The organism is Kamptonema sp. PCC 6506, from assembly GCF_000180455.1.
GTDB lineage: Bacteria > Cyanobacteriota > Cyanobacteriia > Cyanobacteriales > Microcoleaceae > Kamptonema > Kamptonema formosum.
On record NZ_CACA01000363.1, the window covers coordinates 1 to 24,071 of the forward strand.

General features: G+C 44.1%; 23 protein-coding genes and 2 tRNA genes. 16 read left to right on the forward strand and 9 right to left on the reverse strand.

The genetic code is table 11. From position 1 onward, the window contains the following. Positions 1-54: 54 nt before the first annotated feature. The 4 genes from OSCI_RS26110 (at position 55) to OSCI_RS26130 (ending at position 2,988) form a co-directional block, all read left to right on the forward strand. Positions 55-139 (forward strand) — tRNA-Tyr (locus OSCI_RS26110). A 65-nt stretch (positions 140-204) separates the two neighbouring features. Further along, positions 205-276 (forward strand) — tRNA-Thr (locus OSCI_RS26115). Between the two features lie 357 nt (positions 277-633). Then, positions 634-1,836, forward strand: a complete 1,203-nt coding sequence (locus OSCI_RS26125) for a Coenzyme F420 hydrogenase/dehydrogenase, beta subunit C-terminal domain (protein ID WP_007358223.1) — start codon at positions 634-636, stop codon at positions 1,834-1,836. A gap of 114 nt (positions 1,837-1,950) precedes the next feature. Continuing rightward, entirely contained in the window at positions 1,951-2,988 is a 1,038-nt protein-coding gene (locus OSCI_RS26130; protein ID WP_019487331.1) for a M28 family peptidase, read from the forward strand. Between the two features lie 66 nt (positions 2,989-3,054). On the opposite strand, the gene OSCI_RS26135 is transcribed toward OSCI_RS26130, so the two are convergent. Then, positions 3,055-4,284 carry an aminotransferase class I/II-fold pyridoxal phosphate-dependent enzyme gene (locus tag OSCI_RS26135; protein ID WP_007358225.1) on the reverse strand — a complete coding sequence of 410 codons (1,230 nt, stop codon included), beginning with the start codon at positions 4,282-4,284 and terminating at the stop codon, positions 3,055-3,057. An 81-nt stretch (positions 4,285-4,365) separates the two neighbouring features. Between OSCI_RS26135 and OSCI_RS26140 the strand changes: the two genes are divergently transcribed. After that, positions 4,366-5,184, forward strand: coding sequence for an acyl-CoA desaturase (locus tag OSCI_RS26140; RefSeq protein ID WP_007358226.1), 819 nt, complete (start codon positions 4,366-4,368; stop codon positions 5,182-5,184). A gap of 137 nt (positions 5,185-5,321) precedes the next feature. Continuing rightward, a complete protein-coding gene (locus tag OSCI_RS26145; protein ID WP_007358227.1) occupies positions 5,322-6,137 on the forward strand; it encodes an acyl-CoA desaturase in 816 nt (271 codons plus the stop codon). Between the two features lie 173 nt (positions 6,138-6,310). On the opposite strand, the gene OSCI_RS30445 is transcribed toward OSCI_RS26145, so the two are convergent. After that, positions 6,311-6,463: a hypothetical protein gene (locus tag OSCI_RS30445; RefSeq protein ID WP_155523396.1), complete on the reverse strand. Its 153-nt coding sequence runs from the start codon at positions 6,461-6,463 to the stop codon at positions 6,311-6,313. A gap of 417 nt (positions 6,464-6,880) precedes the next feature. On the opposite strand from OSCI_RS30445, the gene OSCI_RS26150 reads away from it, so the two are divergent. Further along, positions 6,881-7,846 (forward strand): protochlorophyllide reductase, encoded by a 966-nt coding sequence (locus OSCI_RS26150; protein WP_007358228.1) that lies wholly within the window; start codon positions 6,881-6,883, stop codon positions 7,844-7,846. Between the two features lie 88 nt (positions 7,847-7,934). Here OSCI_RS26150 and OSCI_RS26155 read toward each other — a convergent pair whose 3' ends face one another. Continuing rightward, the gene (locus tag OSCI_RS26155; protein ID WP_019487330.1) at positions 7,935-8,738 is read right to left on the reverse strand and encodes a circadian clock KaiB family protein; all 804 of its coding nucleotides are present in this window, start codon (positions 8,736-8,738) and stop codon (positions 7,935-7,937) included. Positions 8,739-8,806: 68 nt separating this feature from the next. After that, a complete protein-coding gene (locus OSCI_RS26160) occupies positions 8,807-10,060 on the reverse strand; it encodes a type IV pilus twitching motility protein PilT (RefSeq protein ID WP_007358230.1) in 1,254 nt (417 codons plus the stop codon). 408 nt (positions 10,061-10,468) lie between these two features. On the opposite strand from OSCI_RS26160, the gene OSCI_RS26165 reads away from it, so the two are divergent. The 7 genes from OSCI_RS26165 (at position 10,469) to OSCI_RS26195 (ending at position 15,863) form a co-directional block, all read left to right on the forward strand. Further along, a complete protein-coding gene (locus OSCI_RS26165) occupies positions 10,469-11,863 on the forward strand; it encodes an amidase (protein ID WP_007358233.1) in 1,395 nt (464 codons plus the stop codon). Positions 11,864-11,983: 120 nt separating this feature from the next. Continuing rightward, entirely contained in the window at positions 11,984-12,490 is a 507-nt protein-coding gene (locus OSCI_RS26170; RefSeq protein WP_007358234.1) for a hypothetical protein, read from the forward strand. 51 nt (positions 12,491-12,541) lie between these two features. After that, the gene (locus tag OSCI_RS26175) at positions 12,542-13,039 is read left to right on the forward strand and encodes a hypothetical protein (RefSeq protein WP_007358235.1); all 498 of its coding nucleotides are present in this window, start codon (positions 12,542-12,544) and stop codon (positions 13,037-13,039) included. A 30-nt stretch (positions 13,040-13,069) separates the two neighbouring features. Then, positions 13,070-13,477: a hypothetical protein gene (locus OSCI_RS26180; protein WP_007358236.1), complete on the forward strand. Its 408-nt coding sequence runs from the start codon at positions 13,070-13,072 to the stop codon at positions 13,475-13,477. A gap of 280 nt (positions 13,478-13,757) precedes the next feature. After that, entirely contained in the window at positions 13,758-15,416 is a 1,659-nt protein-coding gene (locus OSCI_RS26185) for an alpha/beta hydrolase (protein WP_007358237.1), read from the forward strand. A 38-nt stretch (positions 15,417-15,454) separates the two neighbouring features. Next, the gene (locus OSCI_RS28890) at positions 15,455-15,640 is read left to right on the forward strand and encodes a BrnT family toxin (RefSeq protein ID WP_019487326.1); all 186 of its coding nucleotides are present in this window, start codon (positions 15,455-15,457) and stop codon (positions 15,638-15,640) included. Continuing rightward, positions 15,621-15,863, forward strand: coding sequence for a hypothetical protein (locus OSCI_RS26195; protein ID WP_007358239.1), 243 nt, complete (start codon positions 15,621-15,623; stop codon positions 15,861-15,863). The genes OSCI_RS28890 and OSCI_RS26195 overlap by 20 nt, the downstream gene beginning before the upstream one ends. A gap of 74 nt (positions 15,864-15,937) precedes the next feature. Here the strand turns inward: OSCI_RS26195 and OSCI_RS26200 are convergent, their stop codons facing one another. The 3 genes from OSCI_RS26200 to OSCI_RS26210 all read right to left on the reverse strand — a co-directional run bounded on the left by OSCI_RS26200 (position 15,938) and on the right by OSCI_RS26210 (position 18,699). Further along, positions 15,938-16,156 carry a DUF2283 domain-containing protein gene (locus OSCI_RS26200; protein WP_007358240.1) on the reverse strand — a complete coding sequence of 73 codons (219 nt, stop codon included), beginning with the start codon at positions 16,154-16,156 and terminating at the stop codon, positions 15,938-15,940. Positions 16,157-16,258: 102 nt separating this feature from the next. Next, positions 16,259-17,092: a phosphate ABC transporter substrate-binding protein gene (locus OSCI_RS26205; protein WP_234708831.1), complete on the reverse strand. Its 834-nt coding sequence runs from the start codon at positions 17,090-17,092 to the stop codon at positions 16,259-16,261. Positions 17,093-17,256: 164 nt separating this feature from the next. Beyond that, the gene (locus tag OSCI_RS26210) at positions 17,257-18,699 is read right to left on the reverse strand and encodes a methyl-accepting chemotaxis protein (protein ID WP_007358242.1); all 1,443 of its coding nucleotides are present in this window, start codon (positions 18,697-18,699) and stop codon (positions 17,257-17,259) included. Between the two features lie 455 nt (positions 18,700-19,154). Here OSCI_RS26210 and OSCI_RS28895 point away from each other — a divergent pair, with 455 nt between their 5' ends. Further along, complete coding sequence (locus tag OSCI_RS28895) at positions 19,155-19,388, forward strand: hypothetical protein (protein ID WP_071592466.1); 234 nt, start codon at positions 19,155-19,157, stop codon at positions 19,386-19,388. 214 nt (positions 19,389-19,602) lie between these two features. Here the strand turns inward: OSCI_RS28895 and ilvC are convergent, their stop codons facing one another. Then, the gene (ilvC, locus tag OSCI_RS26220) at positions 19,603-20,601 is read right to left on the reverse strand and encodes a ketol-acid reductoisomerase (protein WP_007358243.1); all 999 of its coding nucleotides are present in this window, start codon (positions 20,599-20,601) and stop codon (positions 19,603-19,605) included. Positions 20,602-20,991: 390 nt separating this feature from the next. Here ilvC and OSCI_RS26225 point away from each other — a divergent pair, with 390 nt between their 5' ends. Next, entirely contained in the window at positions 20,992-22,236 is a 1,245-nt protein-coding gene (locus OSCI_RS26225; RefSeq protein ID WP_007358244.1) for a Zn-dependent hydrolase, read from the forward strand. Positions 22,237-22,449: 213 nt separating this feature from the next. On the opposite strand, the gene OSCI_RS26230 is transcribed toward OSCI_RS26225, so the two are convergent. Further along, entirely contained in the window at positions 22,450-24,033 is a 1,584-nt protein-coding gene (locus OSCI_RS26230; protein WP_007358245.1) for a DHA2 family efflux MFS transporter permease subunit, read from the reverse strand. Positions 24,034-24,071: the final 38 nt, after the last annotated feature.

A 24,071-nucleotide genomic window follows, 5' to 3' on the forward strand; every position in this document is an offset into this window, starting at 1 on the left:
CCCCTTGCACAAGTAGAGGGAGTACTGCTACTATTAATGATTGTGGGTGCAAATGGGTCGGTGCCCGAGCGGTTAATGGGGGCGGACTGTAAATCCGCTGGCTACGCCTACGCTAGTTCAAATCTAGCCCGGCCCACCACAAATAAATTAAAAATTAAAAATTAAAAATTAAAGATTTAAACTTTTTAACTTTTAATTTTATCTGCCCTTGTAGCTCAGTGGTAGAGCACACCCTTGGTAAGGGTGAGGTCATGAGTTCAATCCTCATCAAGGGCTTTGGTTAGATGAATGAGTTACGGCTTGCTGTGGTCGAGGGTTAAATTATTTGTCCGCGTTAACAGATTATTGTCTTACTTTACGAAATTACAGTCCTTAAAAGCAGATACGCTTACAAAAGTGTGAAATATCTATTTTGGCAGACCTCTGCTTTACCGTCAAACTAACGAATTGTTTGTCACGAATAGATATTCCGGGTGTAATTGCTAACTTATCACTCCTATCTTTTTTTAACACAAGTTGGTCAAATATCAGCTCTGTCTGGGTTTCCGGCGGGGTTATCACCTCGCCAGTCAAATTATACCTCCTACCTGATACCTTAATAAAAGCCACCTCTCCATAAAATCAGCAATTTAGATGACCGCAATCGAATCTACCCAACACAAAAAAGCCAAGGCCCTCAAACCAAACAGCCGCCGTCCCGCTAAAGAACTGTGTAGCGAATGCGGGTTGTGCGATACATATTATATCCATTATGTCAAGGAAGCTTGTGCCTTCCTAACTCAGCATATCGCAGAACTGGAAGCAGAAATACACGGGCGATCGCGGAATCTCGACAACCCCGATGACTGGTATTTCGGCGTTAATCAAACCATGATGGCTGCCCGCAAAAAAGAGCCAATTGAGGGCGCACAATGGACGGGAATTGTTAGTACAATTGCCATAGAAATGCTGAATCGCGGCATAGTTGAAGGCGTAGTTTGCGTCCAAAATACCAAAGAAGACCGCTTTCAACCGATGCCAATTATTGCTACAACCCCAGAGGAGATATTAGCCGCTAAAGTCAATAAACCAACGCTTTCTCCCAACCTTTCAGTATTGGAACAAATCGAAAAATCGGGGATGAAACGGCTGTTAGTGATTGGCGTTGGCTGTCAAATTCAAGCTTTGCGAACTGTGGAGAAAAAACTAGGTTTAGAAAAGCTCTATGTTTTGGGTACTCCCTGTGTTGATAATGTCAGTCGTGATGGTTTGCAGAAATTCCTAGAAACTACTAGCCGTTCTCATGAAACAGTGGTGTCTTATGAGTTTATGCAGGATTTTAACGTTCATTTTAAGCATGAAGATGGAACTACTGAAAAAGTGCCATTTTTTGGGCTAAATACTAAGGAACTTAAAGACGTTTTTGCCCCATCTTGTCTGAGCTGTTTTGATTATGTTAATAGTTTAGCAGACTTAGTTGTAGGCTATATGGGCGCACCTTTTGGCTGGCAATGGATTGTGGTAAGAAATGATACGGGACAAGAGATGTTAGACTTAGTAATGGAGCAGTTAAATACTCAGCCTGTGATGTCTCAAGGTAATAGGATGCCCGCTGTTCAGCAAAGTATTCCTGCCTATGAAAAAGGAGTAACTTTGCCAATGTGGGCGGCAAAATTAATGGGAGTATTTATTGAGAAAATTGGGCCTAAAGGTTTAGAATATGCGCGGTTTTCGATTGATTCTCATTTCACTCGGAATTATCTCTATGTGAAGCGGAATCACCCAGAGAAATTAGAGGCTCATGTGCCAGAATATGCTAAGCGAATTGTCGGACAATATAAGTTGCCAGAATCTTAGGTAATACTAAATCTGGGTGAAAAAATCCTTGATAATACTTGGCGGTTGAAACCGCTACTACACAAACAAAGTCCGCCTACGCGGACTAAAGAGTAAAGCGATTATTTAAAAAGAATGGGATCGACAAGAAAAATTAAATTATGGGATCGTACTGCATTAATTAGACTTGCTATCTTGAGTATTGTAGTAATCATTATAATTTGTGGGCTATATTTAACTATGATTGCCATGCCAGGGAAAAGCTATAAGGGGACAATTCCCCCTTTAACTCCACAGGAAATTTTGATGCGTGATACTTTACGCCGCGATGTAGAAAAGTTAGCTGGTGAAATTGGAGAACGCAATTTTATTCAATATCAGAAACTTGCCGAAGCTGCTGATTTTTTATCAACTTCATTTCAATCTGCTGGCTATCAAGTGGAACGACAAGAATATAAAATTGATGATAGATTTTATTATAACATTGAGGTAGAGATTCCAGGGGGTAAAAATGCAGATGAAATTGTGGTAGTTGGCGGACACTATGACTCGGTGGTAGGTAGTCCTGGGGCGAATGATAATGCAACTGGGGCGGCGGGAGTCTTGGCTTTAGCGAGAATATTTGCGGATAAAAAACTCAACAGAACACTGCGTTTTGTTGAATTTGTCAATGAGGAACCGCCTTTTTTCTGGACTGCGAATATGGGAAGTTTAGTTTATGCGAAAAGATGTAGAGAACGTAATGAAAAGATTGTAGGGATGTTGAGTTTAGAGACAATTGGTTATTATTCAGATGCTCAGGATAGTCAGAAATATCCAGCGCCATTAAATCTACTTTATCCTACTTCTGGGAATTTTATTGGATTTATTGGTAATACGGGGTCAAGTAAGCTGGTGAGAGATGCGATCGCATCTTTTCGCCGCCATGCTCAATTTCCCTCGGAAGGTGCAGCAATTCCTGGTGTTATTCCCGGTGTGGGTTGGTCAGATCAATGGGCTTTTTGGCAGCATGGTTATCCTGGTTTGATGGTGACTGATACGGCTCCTTATCGTTATCCTTTTTATCATACTTCTGAAGATACACCTGATAAAGTTGATTGGGAACGGACGGCGAAAGTGATAGCTGGATTAGAGAAAGTTGTGGCTGATTTGGTGGGAGTTGATGTTAATTAGATTGAGGTAATCGAAACCCTACTCAAGTTTATATCCTACAAAATTCAAAATTCAAACCTTTACTAACTAAGCCGGCCCCACAGCATCGATCGCAGCTTCCAGCGCGATCGCAACATGAGTCCAATGCGTCCCCCCTTGACAAAAAGCAATATAGGGTTCCCGCAACGGCCCATCGGCAGAAAACTCCGAGGTACTCCCATCAATAAAAGTACCACCAGCCATCACCAGCTCACTCTCATATCCCGGCATCGGTGCAGGGATAGGATCTAAATACGAACCCACTGGAGAATTCTGCTGAATTGCCCTACAAAAAGCCACCAACTTTTCGGCACAACCAAACTCAATCGCCTGAATTACATCTCGCCTTTTTGCCGCAGGCATGGGATTTACCTTATAGCCCAAATTATAAAAAACATAGCTAGTTAAATGATTCCCCTTCATCGCTTCTCCCACTAACTGCGGTGCCAAAAATAAACCTTGAAATAGCAAACGATTTAACTCAAAAGTCGCACCCCCAGCACTACCAATTCCCGGCGCTGTTAACCGACAAGTTGCAGCCTCTACTAAATCGGCTCTACCTGCTACATAGCCCCCAGCAGGCACTATCGTACCACCTGGATTTTTAATCAGCGAACCCGCAATCAAATCAGCACCTACCGCTGGGGGTTCGCACTCATCTACAAATTCTCCGTAACAATTATCTACAAAGCAAATTGTGTTAGAATTCTGATGCTTGACTATTTGAACGATTTTTTCAATATCAGAAATTGATAAACTCGGTCGCCAAGAATAGCCGCAGGAACGTTGGATAAAAACGAGGCGAGTTCTGTCTGTAACAGCAGATTTTAAAGCCTGCCAGTCCACGCTTCCATCCTTACTCAGAGGCAACTCGCGGTAACTAATGCCAAACTCAATTAGAGAACCTTGACCTTGACCCCGCAGACCAATAACTTCTTCCAAGGTATCGTAGGGAGCACCTGCTACTGCCAGCATTTCGTCTCCAGGACGGAGAGTGCCGAACAAAGCGCAAGCGATCGCATGAGTTCCCGAAACAAACTGGACTCGCACCGCAGCGGCCTCGGCCCCCACGATGTCAGCAAACACGCGATCGAAAGTCTCACGGCCCAAATCGTCATGACCGTAGCCTGTTACTCCTGCAAAATGGTGGACACCTACGCGATGGTGGCGAAAGGCATCAAGAACTCGTTTGAGATTTTGCTTGACTGTCGCGCCAATTCCAGAAAAAATCTGAAAGAGTGCCTGCTCTGCTTCTTGTAGCCGTTCAGTGCTATTCATCCTCACCTCGCTCACTATCTGAGTGCGCGGTGTTTATTATGGCGCAGATGCGGCCCCTTAGTTAGTAAACCTTTTATCTTCATGACGATCGCAACTTCAACAAAACTTAGCCCTGATTGGACAATCATAGGCTTTATGGCATTTCTCCATATTGGAGCCTTGTTTGCTCTCGTGCCTAGTAACTTTAGCTGGCCAGCCATCGCCCTAGCCCTATTTATGCACTGGGTAACAGGCGGTTTAGGCGTTACCTTGGCATTTCACCGTTTAGTAACCCACCGCAGCTTCCAGACCCCAAAATGGCTGGAATACTTCCTGGTTTTTTGTGGAACCCTCTCTTGCCAAGGCGGCCCCATCGAATGGGTAGGAATGCACAGGTTGCACCACCAACACTCCGATACTGAACCAGATCCCCACGATTCCAATCAAGGTTTTTGGTGGAGTCACATGGGTTGGATGCTCTACAAGCTGCCGATCAGAGATCAAATCCCCCGTTACACCAAAGATATTGCTGACGACCCAGTTTATAAATTTTTCCAAAGCTACTTTATACCCATCCAAGTTGCCTTTGGCATCTTGCTCTACTTCTTAGGCGGTTGGCCTTTTGTAGTTTGGGGCGTTTTTGCACGCATAGTCATCGTGTTTCACTGCACTTGGCTGGTCAATAGCGCTACCCACAAATTCGGCTACCGTACCTATGATGCAGGCGATCGCTCCACTAACTGTTGGTGGGTAGCAGTCCTCACCTACGGTGAAGGTTGGCACAACAACCACCACGCCTTTCAATACTCCGCTCGTCACGGTTTGAAATGGTGGGAAATAGATCTGACTTGGATGACAATTAAATTTTTGCAAACACTTGGTTTAGCCACCAAAGTAAAACTCGCAGAAGCAGAAAATTAGCGATCGGTAATAGGTAATGGGTAATTGGTAACGGATCGAAATCTATTGCTGATTGCCTAAACCGAACTCATTACCGAGAGTCTGCGCTCAAAAAAAACAACTCATTTACTTCTCAAAACTTTCTATCCAGATCGAGCATGACAATTGCCACCGAACCCAAACTAGAACTCAATTGGACGCACATTATTAGTTTGGCAGTAGTTCACATTGGAGCCCTGTGCGCCCTCTTCCCAAGTAATTTTAACTGGGCAGCCGTTAGTTTAGCCATTATTCTCCACTGGGTAACAGGCGGTTTAGGCATCACTTTAGGATGGCATCGCCTAGTTAGCCACCGTAGTTTTCAGACACCAAAATGGGTAGAATATTTTCTAGTTTTTTGCGGTGTCCTTTCCGGTCAAGGAGGAGTAATTCACTGGGTGGGATTGCACCGAGTCCACCACCAACACTCCGATCAAGGAGCCTTAGACCCCCACGATTCTCGGCGCGGCTTTTGGTGGAGTCACATCGGTTGGATGTTTTATCATTGTCCTGCTCTTGACACCATCGATCGCTGTACAAAAGACATTGCTGACGACCCAGTTTATAAGTTTTTCCAAAATTATTTTCTCCCCATTCAGATTGCTTTTGGTCTTTTACTGTTGTTAATTGGGGGTTTACCTTTTGTCGTTTGGGCAATCTTTGTTCGTCTGGCTTTAGTATATCACTGTACTTGGTTTGTTAACAGCGCTACTCATAAATTTGGCTATCGCACTTACGAGACAAGTGACAGTTCTACTAACTGCTGGTGGGTAGCTTTAGTTACCTACGGTGAAGGCTGGCACAACAATCACCACGCATTTCAATACTCTGCTCGTCACGGTTTAAAATGGTGGGAGATAGACCTAACTTGGATGACAATTCAATTGCTACAAGCACTTGGTTTAGCAACTAAGGTGAAACTGGTGCAAAAGTAATATTGGTAATGGCTAATGGCTAATGGCTAATTGCTAATGGCTAATGGCTAATGGCTAATGGTTAATAGCTAATGGCTAATGGTTAATAGCTAATGGCTAATGGCTAATTGGTAATGGCTAATGGCTAATTGGTAATGGCTAATGGTTAATAGCTAATGGTTAATCCGTTTTACCTACTTACCTAACTGATAGGTTAATAGGTAAAATTTATATCTAGGATAGCTGAAACCTTGAGTAGGTAATAATTTGCCACCAAAGCTGTGAGTCGTGGCTGTGGTTGATTGAGACGCTGGCTGCGATCGCACAGCATTAGAAGGTATTGACATCTACACCCAGCTAGAAACACAAAAGCCATGCTCGACCTATAAAATACTGATTGTTACCAGCAATCAGGTTGAGGATGGCTATACGAACAAAATAGAACTATTATTACAACCGATGGGAGGACGATAGTCGCCCACCCAAAATTTATACTGCTGTCGGTTACAAGTTAAAAGTTATTGCTAAAAGGAGTTTAGATCGACTGACCCCAATCTTTAAATCGTAAGAATTCAGGTCAGGTGTGCGATCGCCTCAATATAAATGACCTGTAAATCCCAGCCTAGAGACAGTCAACAACAGTCATAGCACTTACACAAACAAAAATAGCAAAAAACTAAAGGTACCCATTGCTTCGTTTCACTCGCAATGACAGAATTACGTAAATAATGCGTAAGCCCTAACTTAACCGAATTCACAACAGTATGGCACAAGAGCGAAATTTAACAGTTGTAATCACAGGCGCATCATCAGGAGTCGGTTTGTACGCTGCTTCAGCCTTTGCCAAAAGGAAGGAATGGCACGTAGTCATGGCCTGTCGTGATTTACCCAAGGCAAAAAAAGCAGCCGAAGCGTTGGGAATGCCCACCGATAGCTACACGCTAATGCACATCGATCTAGGCAGTTTATATAGCGTTAGGGAGTTTGTGAACAACTTCCGGGCAAGTCGTAGATCGCTGGATGCTTTGGTGTGTAACGCTGCCATTTATATGCCTTTATTAAAGGAACCCTTACGAAGTCCAGACGGATTTGAATTGAGTATGGCCACAAATCACCTTGGTCATTTCCTCCTCTGTAACCTGATGTTAGAGGATATGAAGAGATCCAGCTTTCGCGATCGGCGGTTGGTAATTTTGGGAACTGTCACCCATAACCCAGACGAGTTGGGCGGGAAGATTCCACCGCGACCAGATTTGGGCAATCTTGAAGGTTTTGAAAAGGGTTTTAAGGCACCAATCTCGATGATTGATGGTAAGAAATTTGAACCGGTCAAAGCCTATAAAGATAGTAAAGTTTGCAACGTGCTGACGATGCGCGAACTGCATCGCCGCTATCACGAATCTACGGGAATTACTTTCACTTCTCTTTATCCCGGCTGTGTTGCGGAAACACCTCTATTCCGCAATCACTATCCTTTGTTTCAGAAAATTTTCCCATTATTCCAGAAGTATATTACTGGTGGTTTCGTGTCGGAAGAATTATCTGGCGAGCGCGTGGCGGCGGTAGTTGCCGATCCTGAATATCGTCAATCTGGTGCTTATTGGAGTTGGGGAAATCGACAGAAGAAAGATGGTCAATCTTTTGTGCAAACAGTTTCTCCCCAAGCAAGAGATGATGAGAAAGCTGAGCGGATGTGGGATCTTAGTGCTAAATTGGTAGGAATTGCGTAATTGGTAATTGGTAATTGGTAATTGGTAATTGGTAATTGGTAACAACTAACAACTAACAACTAACAGTTAACAGTTAACAATTACCAATTTAAACCTCTGAAACCGCAAGTAGGCGCAAAATTTTATCAACATCGCCTAACTCTCCCACAATCCGGCGCACCGGGCGCGGCCACACTTTAATCAAAGTAGGCGTAGCAGAAATTTGATCCGCTTCTGCTTGATCTGGATGTTTAAAAACATCAATCACCTTCAAAGTATAGGGTTGACCCAGAGTTTGATCTAAAAGTTGGTGCAAAGTCTTAAGAGTCCTTTCAGTAGCGGCGTTATTACCAGAGACAAACAAACGCAAGACATATCCTTGAGTTTCTAATGGCGGGGTAGCTTCCGCATCTGCATAAAGCGATCGCGCAACTCCCCCACTCCGCCGCCGCAGCGCCAGTAAGCTTCCTATCTCACTCTCCGACTGAGATTCACCACTCGGAAACTGTACAATTAACTCATGATTTTCCCAAAGTTCAGGAAATTGGTTGTAATAAGTAGCGATCACCATTGGATTGCAAAGTTCCTCAATACGGACGCGCCAAACTAAATCTTGAGTCTCAAACACCGCATTCAGTAAAGTTTGATGTCGCAGAACTGGGGGATAAGCTTCAGCCGAAATTCGCATCTGCTGAGTCTGGGGATCGAGCCATCGGTCAATAGTTGCTGTGTAACAAGGGACGAGAAAATGGGGAGGTTCTGACAAACCCAGCATTTCTTGTAGAGCTGCACATAAATGCAAATGCCATCGACTTTTTTTGCTGGGGTCTATACAGTAGATTAAATCTCCCCCTGGCGTAAAAAGTGCAATGCCTTTAAAAAGTTGTGGTAAGGGCTGGCGGTCAGAATTCAAAGAAAAACACCAAAGAAATTGTTAACAGTTAACAGTTAACAGTCAACTGTTAACATTTTTATTTGCGATCAAACTCGGCCTCGGAGCATTTGAGCCATTTCGTTCGCAGCAGGGGAGTTTTCAATGCAAATCTCTTCAGTGATACGACCTTCTTGATAGAGTGTATACAGAGACTTGTTCATTGTCGTCATACCCTCATAAGTATCCTTGATCATAATTTGGTTAATTTCCTCATTCTGCCCCTTGAGAATGTATTCCTTAACCACGTCGGTATTGATCAGAATGTCGTGGAAAGCAGCCCGCTTACCATCTGTAGTTTTACATAGTAATTGAGCAATGACTGCCACCAAAGACTCAGCGATTGAAACCCGCATCGCTGGCTGTTCTTCAGAGGAGAACATATCCAGAATCCGAGTCAGGGTTTTAATAGCACTGTTCGTGTGCAGCGTCCCTGCTACTAAGTGACCCGTTTGGGCGGCTTTAAGAGCGATTTCCACCGTCTCTCTGTCCCGAATTTCTCCTACTAGCATCATGTCCGGGTCTTGCCGCAGAGCTCCTTTGAGAGCGTTAACAAACTTGAGGGTATGTCGGCCGACTTCCCGGTGCTTGATCAAAGATTTGCGGCTTGTGTGTACAAATTCTACGGGGTCTTCAATGGTAATGATGTGATGGGATTTGTTCTTATTGATATAGTCAATCATTGCGGCCATTGTGGTGGATTTCCCAGAACCTGTTGGCCCCGTCACCAAAATTAAGCCTTTGTGGTAGCCGCATACTTTCCTAAAGACCTCTGGTAGCCTCAATTGCTCCATTGTCAAAATTTCGGCTGGAATTAGACGTAATACCATTGCTGGGCCAGCTAAGGAGTCAAAAGCGCTGATCCGAATGCGAGTAAAGCCAAAGTCAAAAGCGCCGTCAAAGTCTAAGTTTTTCTGGAAGTAGGCAATTTCTTCATCGCTCATACACTCCCGCAGCCAACTCATAAAAGTATCTAAATCGGTTACGGGATAACCGGCATCGGTAATGTCGCCACGTTTGCGGAACCGGGGAAGTTCATTTACTCCCAAGTGAAGGTCAGAAATGCCTTCTTCTTTGGCTCGCATCACCATCTCCTTCAAGGTGACGTTACCAGCGGCGAGGCCCGGGCCTGTGGAACTTGGGGGTGCGGCGGCTGGAGGTGGAGCGGCTGGTGTTGCTGGTGGTGGCGGTGGTGCTGCTGCTTTGGGTACGCCAGGTACTGGAGGTCTTCCTCCTGGGGGGGGTGGTGGGGGAGCGCCGGGAACGGGAGGACGGGGTGCTGGCGGACGCTGTGATTGTGTCATAAGTGCGCTACCTTGTTTAGGGGAAAGGTTGTTTGGACAAAGGATTTATCCAGGTTGGGCAAGGGTCAATTAGGCTGCTGTGCGCTTTACTGAACAGCTTAGCTATTCAGACCGATCTATTTCAAGGGGATTTGACTCCCAGACCGGGCAATCAAATATTCTTTCTTTAGCAGGATGGCAGTAAAGTTTTTCTACATCCTAAGATAGATCTTACTAAGATTGATAAAAAAGTAGCGATTATCAAGTTTTTGTAAATTTATTCCCCAAAATTTTTCCTTGAGGATTCCTGAGTGGTTTAGATCGGGGAGTGTCAAAATTGTTAAAGTTTTGCTAAAAGCTGGGATTTACAGAATCTTTATCGTTAAAATGACTCCTCTGTAGCAGGCGTTAGTTCTCTAGGCAAATATAATGAATCCGGTAGAATTGGCATTTTCTTCGGCCCTTGAACAGGCGCGGTCGATCCGCAGTGGTGAGGTGTCGCCCCTGGAGCTCGCGGAGCTTTATTTGGAACGGATCGGGCGATTGGATGCCCAAGTGGGTAGTTATGTGACTGTGATGGCCCAGGAGGCGATCGCACTCGCTAAATCTCAAACTGAGCAGTTAACAAGAACTAGCGATCGCGCAAGTCTCCCACCTTTTTTCGGTGTGCCAATTTCGATTAAAGACCTCACTCCTGTTGCAGGCGTGCGCTGTACCTACGGAGTGCCTGCTTTGCTGTCCAACATTGCCACCTACGATGATGGTGTAGTCGCCAAGATTAAAGCTGCTGGATTCAATATTCTGGGCAAAACTGCAACGGCTCAGGTGGGTTCTTTGCCATATACGGAACCGGAAGGTTTTCCACCGACGCGCAACCCCTGGAATTTGGATTATACGCCTGGGGGGTCTAGCGGAGGGGCGGCGGCGGCGGTGGCGGCGGGGTTATGCGCGATCGCTCAAGGTTCTGACGGTGGTGGCTCAATTCGCGGCCCGGCTTTCTGTTGCGGTTTGGTAGGTATTAAGCCCACGCGAGGGCGAGTTTCTCACGCGCCTGTTGGTGATTATCAAAGTGGTATTTCTACAAATGGCCCCTTAGCTCGGACTGTCAGAGATGCGGCGGCACTTTTGGATGTAATGTCTGGTTATATTACAGGCGATCCTTACTGGTTGCCAAATCCAGAATTATCATTTTTAGAGGCTGCTGACCAAAAATTGAGTAACTTGCGAGTTGCTTTTTCCACGACAATTGCTCCTCTAGGGGAAGTCTCATCATCGTGTCAGCAGGCAGTGATAGATACAGTAAAGTTACTATCAGAATTAGGTCATAATATTGAACCTGGGTGTCCTGATTTCGCTGGTTTAATTGAGCCATTTAGTGTAATTTGGCAGTCGGGTGTAGCAGCTAGCGGTATTCCCGCCCCGGCACTAGAACCGATGAATCGCTGGCTATTAGATCGAACTCGTTCTGCGGGAGAATATCTGGGAGCTGTGTCTCAAATGCAAGTTATTGCCCGCCGGATTGTCGGTTTTTTTGATAACTTTGACGTGCTAGTATTGCCGACTTATATGTACCCACAAATTCGAGTTGGCGAGTGGGCAAATTTGACTCCAGAGGAAACATTAGAAAAAATCATTCACTGGATTGCTCCTTGTCCGCCTTTTAATGCTAGCGGTCAACCTGCGATCGCGCTGCCTACTGGTTTAGATACTAATGGTTTGCCTTTGGGAATTCAAATTATTGGTAAACCGGGGGCAGAGGCTACTTTAATTGCTTTAGCGGCTCAGATTGAAGCGGCGAAACCTTTTCCGGTTTTGGATTTTTAATCATAGTTTTCTACTGCTACGTAGACCCTCAATTCGGTGAGAACCAAACAAGTAAGATACAAATCATTACTGATGGGGCGGGCAACTTAATTACAACTTATCCAGTACCTTAATAGACTAATGATGAGTAAAAATTGCCGAAAAGCGTGGCACGAATTTTGCAAAACTATTTCCCAGATAGATGAGCAAGATACTGCTCTACTCATCTTCCAATACCTTAGAACTTGGTATCAAGAAAACAAAATGTTGTTGTCTCCACATCTAATTGATGAATATGGACTGGAAGAGTTAATAAACATTGACCCTAATTCTTATCCAATTGAACGATCGGAATGTACCCCCGAAATTATTAAGCGTTTTCTAGATTTCGCGCCTTCAAGCGAACAGTCTATGGTGGCAATTTTGCGAGATCAATTATGGGAGATTGTTGTTTTATCAGTAGATGTTGAATGCCAGAGATGTGGAAAATTAGAACTGTCTGCTTTGTTTGATACAGAAGCACAAAAAGTTGTCTTAGAATGCACGCAGTGTGGTTTGATATACACAATTGATGGACATCGATATCAATCCATAGAAACTGTACGATTAGCGCAAAATGATGATTTAAAAAATGCTGGATTATTATAATTAGCCTTACCGTCAAGCAGGGCTGTTTCATTATTAAAATTAGGAGTTGCTATGAGTATCCAAGAACGTCCACTCGATCTAGAAGAAGCAAATGAGATCCAAGCTTTATCGGTAGAAACTTTAGGAAACTTAGAAATACTTCCCTCAGCCAACCCGGATGCGATTGTTCAAAAAGTAGACTCATTCGTAGATCAATGGCAAACTGAGCCTGATAGTTTTTTCAAAAAGTATTTTACTCACAAACCCGATCCGATTGATGTTGCATTGGGTTTAGGTATAGTGTGGGGAAATCAGCTTGTTCGTCAATTTAGTTGGGAGTGGGTTTGCATTCAAGATGATGGTCAAGATTGGTATGGAGTAGTTTCACCAAACCGTTCATTAATAATTTATCCAACCTATTTCATCAAAGCGTGCCTGGATGATTCGAGTATTGACTGTACAGCAATGCTATCATTTAATATGCTGGCAGCAAATGATTTCTCCGATCTTCCAGAAAATGGATATGAGAATTTCATGCAAAGTGTTTATAGAATAATTCCGAAGCGTTGAGGCGGCATAACTATAAGGCAAGTGAGATAAATGTCTATCCCGAAAAAAGGCGCGCGAAAAATAGTTGTTGAAGGCGAAACATTCATCTGGCTCATCCGCAAGCAAGCAGCTAATATGCAAGCAGAGAACCTGGAGGGATCTCTTCACGTTGCAGTCGAACACGCTCAAGAACCTGGCTCGGTGCTAGTAATTGTGACGGATCGTCCCCATCCACAGAGATACAGTCTAGTTTATAGTGAACTTGTACCTCTACAACTTCAAAATGAATCAGGAAAAATTCAAGCTTGGACAATTGAGCGGAGGTATGCAATCAACCCAGTTAGGCCTTCAGATGTGGCATTATGGATACAACAGGCATTACAGATAGGATGGCTGCCTAAAAAGTCGGGTACAACCTTTAAGGTCAAGGTTGCAGAGAACTGTTTGAAAAAAAGCTGAATTTTGAGTCAGGCACAATTACAGAACTTACGAAACTAGCATATATGGTAGGGTACGTCAGTAAATGTCACCCTCGATCGTCGCTGTAGAATTTCGTCTGACGCACCCTACAAGCTGGTGCAAATAATCAAGTAATTCTCATATCATCGGATTAACTAGGCGATCGCACTTTGGGTTTCTTCTTCTCTGCGAGATTTATTCCCTTTACAGAAGTTTACCCGACACGGAAAACTTTTGACAGTATGGTGATATATCTACATATAGTCCGAGCGAGTTAAAGATGATTATGCGACCCAAATTCAGATGCCTGTCTTCAGCAGTAAGTATAGCAAGCGCGATCGCCCTCAGCAGCCTGGGCTGGATCGCAACCCCTGTACAAGCTGCTGAAACTCTTGTCATCCGTAAAGGAATTTTCGAGTCGTCAATCGCTGTTGCTGACTTGCGATCGCTTGTGGAAACGGGAAAACTCCCAGAAAGTCTGCAAAACTATGCTGCGTTGCTCTCATCTCAACAGCGCAGCCAAATCTACGGTGCTCTGAAAACGAAAATTCAACTCAACGTCGTCACTGTTAGCAACCTGCTAAATACCCAAATTGGCACCGGTATCCTCGCGGATCTCGCTACTGTCACGCCTCGGCGCGATGGTGCGGGGGTGCAAGCGCTACGAGCCGCAATGGTACTGGGATCGACAGCGCCAGAGGGTCTATCTGTACTCAGCTTTATCGAAGCTTATCCCGGCCAGCGGATGATCGTTGACTTGGATCGCGCCTTTGCAGTTATGCAAAACTTAAATGCAGGTTTTTGGCAAACCCAGCGGTTCATGGCTGCGATCGCGCCTCAATTAGCGGCCACCAACCCCAATATCAAACTACCCTTCGATCCCACCCAAGCTGGCCCTAACTCTGTAAAGGTACTTAAATTAGACTTGTATGACAGTCAACGCAACCGCCGCATTCCCCTCGATGTCTACTCGTCAGCGGCGACAACTGCTGACAAACCAGTAATTGTATTTTCTCACGGCTTGGGTTCCATCCGCACTGACTTGCAGTATTTAGCAGAGCATTTAGCCTCTTACGGCTATGCAGTCGCGGCCTTAGAACACCCCGGTAGTAACGCAGATCATACTAATGCTGCGATCGCAGGTAAAGGATTAATTTTAGAAGCACAAGAATTTATAGATCGACCCAAAGATATCAGCTTTGTCCTCGATGAACTGGCCAAACTCAATCAAAGTGATGGTTCCCTGCGAGGGAAATTAGCCACAGACAATGCGATGATAGTTGGTTATTCCTTCGGCGGAGCGACTGCACTATCAGTTGCAGGCGCAGAAATGCAACTGACAAGGCTCAAACAACGCTGTCAAAGCAAATTAATTACATTCAGCTTAGGAGAAGGGATTCAGTGCGCGGCGGCTGGACTTCCACAAGATAGCTATCAACTACGCGATCCTCGGATTAAAAGAGCGATCGCGATGAATCCTACCACATCTTTACTATTTGGCGAAACAGGATTGAGTGCGATCGCAGTTCCCACCCTCGTAGTCGCCGCCTCCGCCGACAAAACTACCCCCGCCTTAATCGAACAAATCGCAGGATTTTCCAAAATTCCATCTCCGAAATGGCTAGTTGGTTTTGTTGGTGGCACGCATTTGAGCGTAAAAGATCCCAGCGCGACTTTAGATCAAGCAGATAAACCGAGTACAGCAGTGACAGGGGATGAAGTCGTCGGTGTTCGCGCCGTTAGCGTTCGCAACTACATTAAAGCTATTAGTTTGGCAATGGCCGCTCAACTCACTCCCGATGCTGAGAAATATGCAGTATTTCTAACACCAGAATATGCACAATTTGCCTCTACATCTGCAATTCCAGTGCGGTTAGTGACGGAGATTCCTGCTGAAGCTGAGGCCATAGTACAAAGTTTTCTTAAGCAGGAGCAATAGGTATCTGTAAAAATTAATGAAGGGCGATCTTTCATTCCTTGGCTGTTATTTTTGATGATGAAGCTAACTCAATGGGTGAGAGGCGAGAGATGATTATTGGTCACTCTCAAAACAATCGCTTGCTGTTGATTTCTTTCACCGAACGCTATAAAGTTATTCGCATTATCAGTGTCCGTTTAGCCACTCGAAGAGAGCGTGAGGATTATGAGCAAAACGCCTTTTGATGACTCACACAATCCAGATGATGAGCTTCTAGCTGAGTATCACTTTGATTACAAGAAAGCGAAGCCTAATCGCTTTGCAGCTCGTGGGGGAAAGCCACTATTAAAAGTTGTGGTTTTAGATGAAGATGTAGCTCAAGTTTTTACAACACCAGAGTCAGTTAATAAAGTGCTAAGGGCGTTAATTGAGTCGATGCCACAAGCTACAAACAGCGACACAGCTTAACTTTACACAAAGACGCTTTTCGTAAGAATACCAGGGAGAGCGATACTTGCACAAATAGCGATCGCCTTCCCTATTTAAGCTACAGTAAAAGATATATTTTCTAGCACTACATTAGGGATATTTCCTGCACCTAAAACTTCCGTAGCATCTAAAACTTCTATCCCTACTAATAATTCATTTTCTCCAATATTTAAAGCAATTTCCTCAGTTAACTGTAAAGTGCGACACTGATGCTTACCTTCTACAAGTCTAATGTAGAGAGCATCAATTTCGGAATCATAACTAATCTTCATAAACTTTCACCTCAAAAATAAAAAGTATACACTGCGATCGTGAATATGACTCTTGACTCCTAATTCTTTCTTACAATTACCAATTACCAATTACCAATAAGATCATTTCACTGGCGCAAACTTTTTCTGTTTAACAATTGCTTGCGCCTCCTGAGAAAGACTAAAATCTATAAACTCCTTTACCAAAGCTGAAGGAGGATTTTTCGTAACCACATTCAGAGGGCGAGTAATGGGAAATTTACCACTACTAACATTTTCATTAGTGGGGGCGACTCCGTTAATTGGTAATAATTTAATGTCCTTAATAGATTCTACAACACCAATAGAACTGAAACCAATAGACTCGGGTTTCCCAACCATAGCCTGCACGAGTTCGTCCGTTTCAGTAACAACTACATCAGCGCGAATCGCACTTTTTTCTAATTTGAAATAATTCAAAAAAGGTTCTAAAGCAGCCACTCCCTCAGAGCGATGGATAACCAAAATAGGCTGATTTTTCCCACCTACTTCTTGCCAATTCTTAATCTTGCCCGTGTAAATATTAACAATCTGCTGGTTTGTCAGACTTTTAACTGGATTGTCCCTGTGTATAGTTACTGATATGCCATCTTTAGCAATAGTAGAAGCCAATAAGTCTTTCTCATCAGCTTTCATCGAGCGAGCAACCATTCCTATATCCGCAGTCCCCTGGCGTACATCTGCAATTCCGCGCCAAGTAGCATTTTCTTTCACATCAATTTTAACTCCGGGGTGTGCAGTTTCATAGGGCTTGGCTATTTCAAAAAGAATAGATCCGATTGTATGCGAACCGCTTAAAGTTATCTTCTTGGACGATGGAGTAGCAGTTGGTGGTGCTATAACCTCTGATGGCTGGCTACAGGATTGTAGCCAGAGACAAGTAGCAAAGCTAAGAGAAACTTGTATTACCGTTTGCATGATTTTCATAATATTTGCCGATTAATTTGCTGAAATCTTATAACGGAAGGAAGAAGGAAGAAGGAAGAAGGAAGAAGGAAGAAAGGGAAAATTGGGAGTCTCTTTCCCAATTACCAATTAGCCATTACCAATTACCAATTACCAATTACCAATTACCCCTCATACTACAAAACTGCTTTGAGATTCTGGGAAGCTTGGTTTAGTTCTTCGGTACCTTCTTTCGTTTTAGAAATACCAATCGCGCTTTCTTCTGCTCCCTGATTAATAGTTTTCATGGCATCAACTACCTGCTCAACGGCGAGTGCTTGTTGCTGAGCGGTAAGGGAAATTTGTTGAGTGCTAACTGCAATACCGTTAATAGCATCAGCGACAGCGGAAAAAACTTCTGCCGTTCCTTGAGCTAATTCCATCCCCGAATCCACAGTTTTTGTGCCTTCATTCGTTGTTTTTACAGATAAATCGATCGCAGCTTGAATATCAGCAACGAGATTATTAATTTTGGTGGCTGAGGTTTTGCTACGATCGGCTAATTGACGAATTTCATTAGCAATAACAGCAAATCCCTTGCCGCGATCGCCAGCACGCACCGCTTCTACAGCCGCATTCAAAGCTAGCATATTTGTTTGGTTTGCTAATTCGCTCACTAAACCTGAGATAGTTCCAATCTGGTTAGCTTGCTCATTTAAGTGGGTAATTTGATTGGCGATCGCTTCCACTTTCCCTTTCAGCGCCGTCATTCCATCCAAAGTACGCTCTACAGCCTGAGTTCCTCCCTCAGACAACTTTAAAGCTTGACGCGCTCCTGCGGCTGCTGATTGCGCTTGCTGGGCTGTAGTCTGTGAGGATGCACCTAATTCATCCATTGTAATGCTGGTTTGACTCACAGCAGCAGCTTGCTGGCTAGCAGTGCGTTCTTGCTGGTCTACGGTAGCCGTAATCTTAACTGAAGAAGTAGCGATCGCATCTGCGACCCCATTCATCATCCTACCAATATCCGACGCAACCCAAAGACCAATAGCAAGGGAACCTATTGCAGACACCGCCGTACCAATCACAATCAATGCCAGTAGCGATCGCGTTTCGTTTTCTTCTTGTTGAGATGCTTTTGCTAAAAATGCAAGTTCTTTTGTGAGAATATCTTCCCGTACCCGATCGATTTCATTTACCCGTAGGGAACCCGTAAGATTTTTAGCATAACCAAGATCGCCTTTTCTTACCAATCCGAACACTTGTTTAGAAATTCTATCTAAGCTATTTATTTCTGTCACCATGATAGTCAGCAGCTTTTGCTGTTCATTATCTTGAAAAGAATTATCTAGTTCAACGGTTGCCTTGCGAAAATTCTCCAACCCTAATTCATATCTATTTTGGTAACTAATGTCTTGGGGAAATAGCACCTGACCCCTGACATTACGGATCATTATAGACAGACTTTGGGTTACATTTCCTATGCTGATAATAGTGTTTTGAGAACGCTTTACTTTCCGATCTATAGCATCTCGACTAACAGCACCTATGTAGAGAAGAGAGCCTAAGCTTATTAAAAATAAAATAGGTAAACCATATCCAATTAGAATGCGGTTTTTTAGTTTTAAATTAGAAAACATATTTGATTCCTCGCAGGTAGTTTTCCTTATTGTGGGAAATAGGATATATCTAAAAAGTGACGATTGCCTATCTATTTTGACAAAAATAGTCGGGAAATACTTATAATCTAAATCTTTTCCCTGCTGCTTTCGGACGAACGCTTTTATCTTCAAATTATAAGCTGCAAAGTGCAGTTGCAAGTGTCAGAAGCAAGCTGAATCAACCCCGAAGCCCAGTCAAGCGCAGCGCAGTTACTCAGCATAAAGCAATCTGAGCAAAGCGAAGCAATCTACTACGTTAAAAACAGAGGAAAATCAGCCCTTTTTTTAAGGGGAGTTCGGAGGAGCCGAGTTTCCGACTTTAATACGTAAGTTCTGAGCTAGTTTGCTTCTAAGCTTGCTCCTTATGTTACCTTGTAATTATTAGTGAGCCAACTGAAATAGCGCACATCGATCACCTCAACCCCGTTCCACTTATGTCAGCAAAAAAATCAAAAAACTTTCTTCCTTTTTTCCTGTTCTTAGCTGTGGTATTTGTTATGTGGGGCGACAGCTTTACTTTTCTACCTAAACCTGTAAAAGATGCTAGCTTACAAAGCAGAAATTTTGTAGTCGGACTATGGCCCAAGTGGTTGAAGCCGAAGAATACCAACGAGCAAAGACAGAAGGATATAGAAAACTTAGAGCAAAAGGCAAGTCCCAGCCCTTGAGAGGGATGGGGCAGGGGAGCGGGGGAGCAGAGGGGCAGAGGAGCAGAGGAGCAGAGGAGCAGAGGAGCAGAGGAGCAGAGGAGCAGAGGAGCAGGGGGGCAGGGGGGCAGAGGAGCAGAGGGGAAATCTTTATCTTTCCTGTTCCATCTCCCCATCTCCCCCGCTCCCCATCTCCCCCGCCCCCCATCTCCCCCGCTCCCCATCTTCCTTCGCTTTAAGCTTGCTTTTTCAACCAGCTAAACATCGCTCGCAAATCTTTGCCTACTTCTTCAATAGGATGCTCTGCTTCTTGACGACGCATCGAAGTAAATCCGGGTTTACCAGCTTGATTTTCTAGTACAAATTCACGGGCAAATTGACCTGATTGAATTTCACTCAGGATTTTACGCATTTCAGCGCGGGTTTGGTCAGTAACAATCCGAGGGCCGCGAGTTAAATCGCCGTATTCTGCTGTATTGGAAATACTGTCACGCATTTTAGCGAGGCCGCCTTCTACTACTAAATCAACGATTAGTTTAACTTCGTGGAGGCATTCAAAGTATGCTAATTCTGGCTGATATCCCGCTGCAACTAATGTTTCAAATCCGGCTTTAATTAACGCGCTTAAGCCGCCGCAAAGCACAACTTGTTCGCCAAAGAGGTCAGTTTCGGTTTCTTCGCGGAAACTGGTTTCCAGGATGCCGGCGCGTGTGCCACCGATGCCTTTAGCGTAGGCCATTGCGCGATCGCGTGCTTGACCGGAAGCGTCTTGGTAAACTGCAAATAAACTAGGAACACCTTCACCCTGTTCGTAAGTCCGCCGCACCAAATGTCCGGGGCCTTTAGGCGCAACCATCACCACATCTACATCAGCAGGGGGGACAACTTGGCCAAAGTGAATGTTAAAGCCATGAGCGAAAGCTAGCACTTTTCCGGCTGTCAAATGCGGCTCAATTTCCTGCTTGTAAACAGTTTTTTGGACTTCATCGGGAAGCAGAATCATAATGAAGTCAGCGGCAGCGGCAGCTTTATCAACTGGATGAACTGTCAAACCGGCTTCAGTTGCTTTGGTTGCAGATTTACTGCCGGGATATAGGCCGACAATGACGTTCATGCCGCTATCCTTAAGGTTGAGGGCGTGAGCGTGACCTTGAGAACCATAGCCGATGATTGCGATGGTTTTGTTGGCTAAGAGGTCTAAGTTAGCGTCGGCATCGTAGTACATACGGGCCATAGTGGTTGTCTCCTGCTGCGCGAGCGTTGTGATAACTGCAAAACTTTCACTGTAGCAATTTTATCCTCAAATTAATAGTCCGCAGGCACATTTATCCTGCGGGACATTGACGGTTGATTTCTGACTCCTCTCTTCTCCTCAGTGGCGATCGCTCAAATTTTTGACAAATTGTATAAATCGCTACATTTACTCTGCTGTTTGAGAGCTATTGTATACAGTATACAGAAGTAGCCTGTGTCCTCAAAAATTCTCAATCCCCGTTCAAGAGTGCATTTTAGCGATTGACGATTGACTTCTAAGTTTTGTCTTCTTCCAAGTAGCGATCGCGCCAGCAATCTACTATTCAATTCTTCTCCTAGCCTCAATCCCAGATTATTTGGAGCATATTTTATGACTATTACATTAATCCCTGTAGTCAATGGTTCGCGCCTCGATCGCAGCATTTACCAACTCGCAGAAATCGGTAAATTACCAAACGGAGGCGTAAGCCGAGTAGCATTCACAAAAGAAGACTTGCTAGCTCGGCAATTAGTACAATCTTGGATGGTAGACGCAGGAATGACTGTTCGCATTGATACAGCGGGAAACATCATCGGTAGGTATGCCGGACGTGAAGAAGGAGCCCCCGCACTGGCAACAGGTTCGCACATTGATACAGTACCCGTAGGCGGCCGTTACGATGGAGTTTTAGGAGTGCTCGCAGGTATCGAAGTAGTGCGAGTCCTGCATGAAAATGGCATCCGACTCAATCATGCGATCGAAGTAATCGTCTTTACTGATGAAGAGTGTACCGTAATTGGCTGTAAAGCAATGGCAGGCAATGTTCTCAATGACCCAGAATATTACCGCCGCAACGATGGTACTCCCATTCAAACTTGCTTAGAACAAATTGGCGGCGATTGGTCAAAAATAGCAACAGCCAAACGTAATCCTAGTGAAATTGCAGCCTTCGTAGAACTCCACGTCGAACAAGGCGGCGTATTAGAAAATACAGGCGATCGAATTGGAGTTGTCAAAGGAATTGTCGGACAATATCGCTACACAGTAACAGTTACAGGTCGTCCCAACCATGCCGGCACAACACCGATGAACATGAGAAAAGATGCCTTAGTTGCCGCTGCTCAAATGGTACTAGCTGTAAATAAGATAGGAGTTGAAACTCCGGGAGAACAAGTAGCAACAGTAGGATACTTCAACGTTTCACCGAATGCAGCGAATACTGTACCAGCAAAAGTTGATTTTAAAATTGATTTGCGCGACCTTTCCCAAAGTCATTTAGATAACTTACTAGGAAAAATCAAACAGGAATTTAATGCGATCGCATCTGCTACCCAAACAGAAGTAGTAATGGCTCAGACTTTGCACGTCTTACCTACCCTAGCAGCCACCCATATACAAGATGCGATCGCGCAAGTTTGCCAAGAATCAAACTTAAGCTATTACTATTTACCTAGTCGAGCCGGACATGACGCTCAAGAAATAGGACGTTTTACTGACATGGGGATGATTTTTGTCCCCAGTCTTGGAGGAATTAGCCATGCAGAAGATGAATATACATCTCCAGAGCAATGTACCGAGGGAGCCAACGTATTGCTGCAAACATTTTTGAAGTTAGATCGGAACTATCGAGTTTAGGAAACTGTAGAAGTAAACTGTAGATAAGTAAGCCTCTCTTTTTTTAGGAGAGGACTTACGCACCCAACCAGAGAAACCGGGTTTTTTGACGAAAATACTTAGTTGTTAGCCACAGATTTTGTCAAAAACCCGGTTTCTGGGACGACCTGCGTAAATCTTATAGGAGAGAGGTTTGGAGAGATGTCAAAACTACTTCTAAACCTCTTTATCGGTTTAATGAACCATTCCCCCGCCCCCAGCAGACTTCACCTTTTTAAAGAAGATTACCGCAATTCCACTTAATAGCAAAGCAATCCCCACAAAGTAAAAACAATCATTAAAAGCCATCACATAAGCTTCCCGGCGAACGATATTAGAAATAGCTGCGATCGCTTGATCTTGCGCCACACTCAAATCCGAACCTCTGCTTACAAAATACTGAGTTATTTGATTAAGTCTTGCTTGCGTTTCCGGGTTATATAACGATACAGAATCACCCAATTGATTCGAGTGAAATTGTTCTCGCCGCGTCACCAAAGTTGCCAAAGCAGCAATCCCCATCGAACCCCCTAAATTTCGCATCATATTAAACAATCCCGAAGCAGAACCCGCCTCTTGTTTCTCCATACCAGCAGTTGCAATCGTCGAGAGAGGAACCATAATTAAAGGCTGTCCCATAGCCCGTACTAATTGCGACCAACGCAACTCATTGATACCATAGTCATGAGTCATATAAGCATTCATAAAACAACTCACCGCAAACAAACTAACTCCTATCCCAATCATCAGCCGCATATCAACACGCTGCATTAATTTGGGCACCATTGGAACTATGAATAATTGGGGGACTCCCGCCCACATAATCACCTCACCAATTTGCATAGAATTGTATTGCTGAATCTGACCTAAATACAGGGGTAAAATGTACACAGAACCGTACAATCCCACCCCTAGCGATACATTCACAATACTTGCTAAGCCGAAATTCCTCCGCGTCAGCAAGCGCAAATTAATAAAAGGTCGTTTCCGAGTCAGTTCAATCCAGAAAAACAGGCTCAAAAAAATAACAGAAATGATGCTTAAACGCACGATTAAATCAGAACTAAACCAGTCTTTCCTACTTCCTTCTTCTAACACAACTTGGAGGGAACCTAACCCAATTGCCATTGAGATAATTCCCCACCAATCTCCCCCTTTTAGCAGTTGAGTTTGCAGTGGTTGAGGGTCAACGGCATACCACACAGCAGCTAGCAGAAGCATCCCCGGAATTAAGTTTAAATAAAAGACATATTCCCATCCATAATTCTCCGTCAGCCACCCTCCGATGGTTGGCCCAATTGACGGTGCAAAGGTGGCTGTAATCGCAAACATTGCCATACCAACTGGTACTTTTGATGGTGGTAAATTAGTCAGCAAAAATGTGAAAGCCATCGGGATTAATACACCACCTGTGAACCCTTGTAAGGCGCGGAATATAATCATTGAATTCAAATCCCATGCCCAAGCACAGCAGACCGAAAAGAAGGTAAATAAGGCCGCATTGACCAATAAATACAACCGGATAGAAAATACCCGCGATAGCCAACCAGTGAGAGGAATTACTACAATTTCGGCTACTAAATAAGACGTAGAAATCCAAGAACCTTCCTCTAAGGTTGCGCCCAAGGAGGCTTGAATATCTCTGAGGGAAGCGTTGGTAATTTGAATATCCAAAACTGCCATGAAAGCGCCTAAAATGGTTCCCATTAAACCAATCCAAGTTTTTAAGGGAACGCGATCTTCGGATGGCTGCTGTTGAATCGTATTGGTATTAGCCATTGATTGACACCTATCTAGAGTTGCTGTGAGAAACTAAG

Coding starts and splice junctions, on each gene's coding strand:
- OSCI_RS26195 (WP_007358239.1), top strand. CDS start 15,621: ATGAGCAAAACGCCTTTTGATGACTCACACAATCCAGATGATGAGCTT.
- OSCI_RS26170 (WP_007358234.1), top strand. CDS start 11,984: ATGATGAGTAAAAATTGCCGAAAAGCGTGGCACGAATTTTGCAAAACT.
- OSCI_RS26165 (WP_007358233.1), top strand. CDS start 10,469: ATGAATCCGGTAGAATTGGCATTTTCTTCGGCCCTTGAACAGGCGCGG.
- OSCI_RS26130 (WP_019487331.1), top strand. CDS start 1,951: ATGGGATCGACAAGAAAAATTAAATTATGGGATCGTACTGCATTAATT.
- OSCI_RS26205 (WP_234708831.1), bottom strand. CDS start 17,092: ATGCAAACGGTAATACAAGTTTCTCTTAGCTTTGCTACTTGTCTCTGG.
- OSCI_RS26210 (WP_007358242.1), bottom strand. CDS start 18,699: ATGTTTTCTAATTTAAAACTAAAAAACCGCATTCTAATTGGATATGGT.
- OSCI_RS26150 (WP_007358228.1), top strand. CDS start 6,881: ATGGCACAAGAGCGAAATTTAACAGTTGTAATCACAGGCGCATCATCA.
- OSCI_RS26225 (WP_007358244.1), top strand. CDS start 20,992: ATGACTATTACATTAATCCCTGTAGTCAATGGTTCGCGCCTCGATCGC.
- OSCI_RS26175 (WP_007358235.1), top strand. CDS start 12,542: ATGAGTATCCAAGAACGTCCACTCGATCTAGAAGAAGCAAATGAGATC.
- OSCI_RS26180 (WP_007358236.1), top strand. CDS start 13,070: ATGTCTATCCCGAAAAAAGGCGCGCGAAAAATAGTTGTTGAAGGCGAA.
- OSCI_RS26230 (WP_007358245.1), bottom strand. CDS start 24,033: ATGGCTAATACCAATACGATTCAACAGCAGCCATCCGAAGATCGCGTT.
- OSCI_RS26200 (WP_007358240.1), bottom strand. CDS start 16,156: ATGAAGATTAGTTATGATTCCGAAATTGATGCTCTCTACATTAGACTT.
- OSCI_RS28895 (WP_071592466.1), top strand. CDS start 19,155: ATGTCAGCAAAAAAATCAAAAAACTTTCTTCCTTTTTTCCTGTTCTTA.
- ilvC (WP_007358243.1), bottom strand. CDS start 20,601: ATGGCCCGTATGTACTACGATGCCGACGCTAACTTAGACCTCTTAGCC.
- OSCI_RS26160 (WP_007358230.1), bottom strand. CDS start 10,060: ATGACACAATCACAGCGTCCGCCAGCACCCCGTCCTCCCGTTCCCGGC.
- OSCI_RS26145 (WP_007358227.1), top strand. CDS start 5,322: ATGACAATTGCCACCGAACCCAAACTAGAACTCAATTGGACGCACATT.
- OSCI_RS30445 (WP_155523396.1), bottom strand. CDS start 6,463: ATGTCAATACCTTCTAATGCTGTGCGATCGCAGCCAGCGTCTCAATCA.
- OSCI_RS26140 (WP_007358226.1), top strand. CDS start 4,366: ATGACGATCGCAACTTCAACAAAACTTAGCCCTGATTGGACAATCATA.
- OSCI_RS26125 (WP_007358223.1), top strand. CDS start 634: ATGACCGCAATCGAATCTACCCAACACAAAAAAGCCAAGGCCCTCAAA.
- OSCI_RS26185 (WP_007358237.1), top strand. CDS start 13,758: ATGATTATGCGACCCAAATTCAGATGCCTGTCTTCAGCAGTAAGTATA.
- OSCI_RS26135 (WP_007358225.1), bottom strand. CDS start 4,284: ATGAATAGCACTGAACGGCTACAAGAAGCAGAGCAGGCACTCTTTCAG.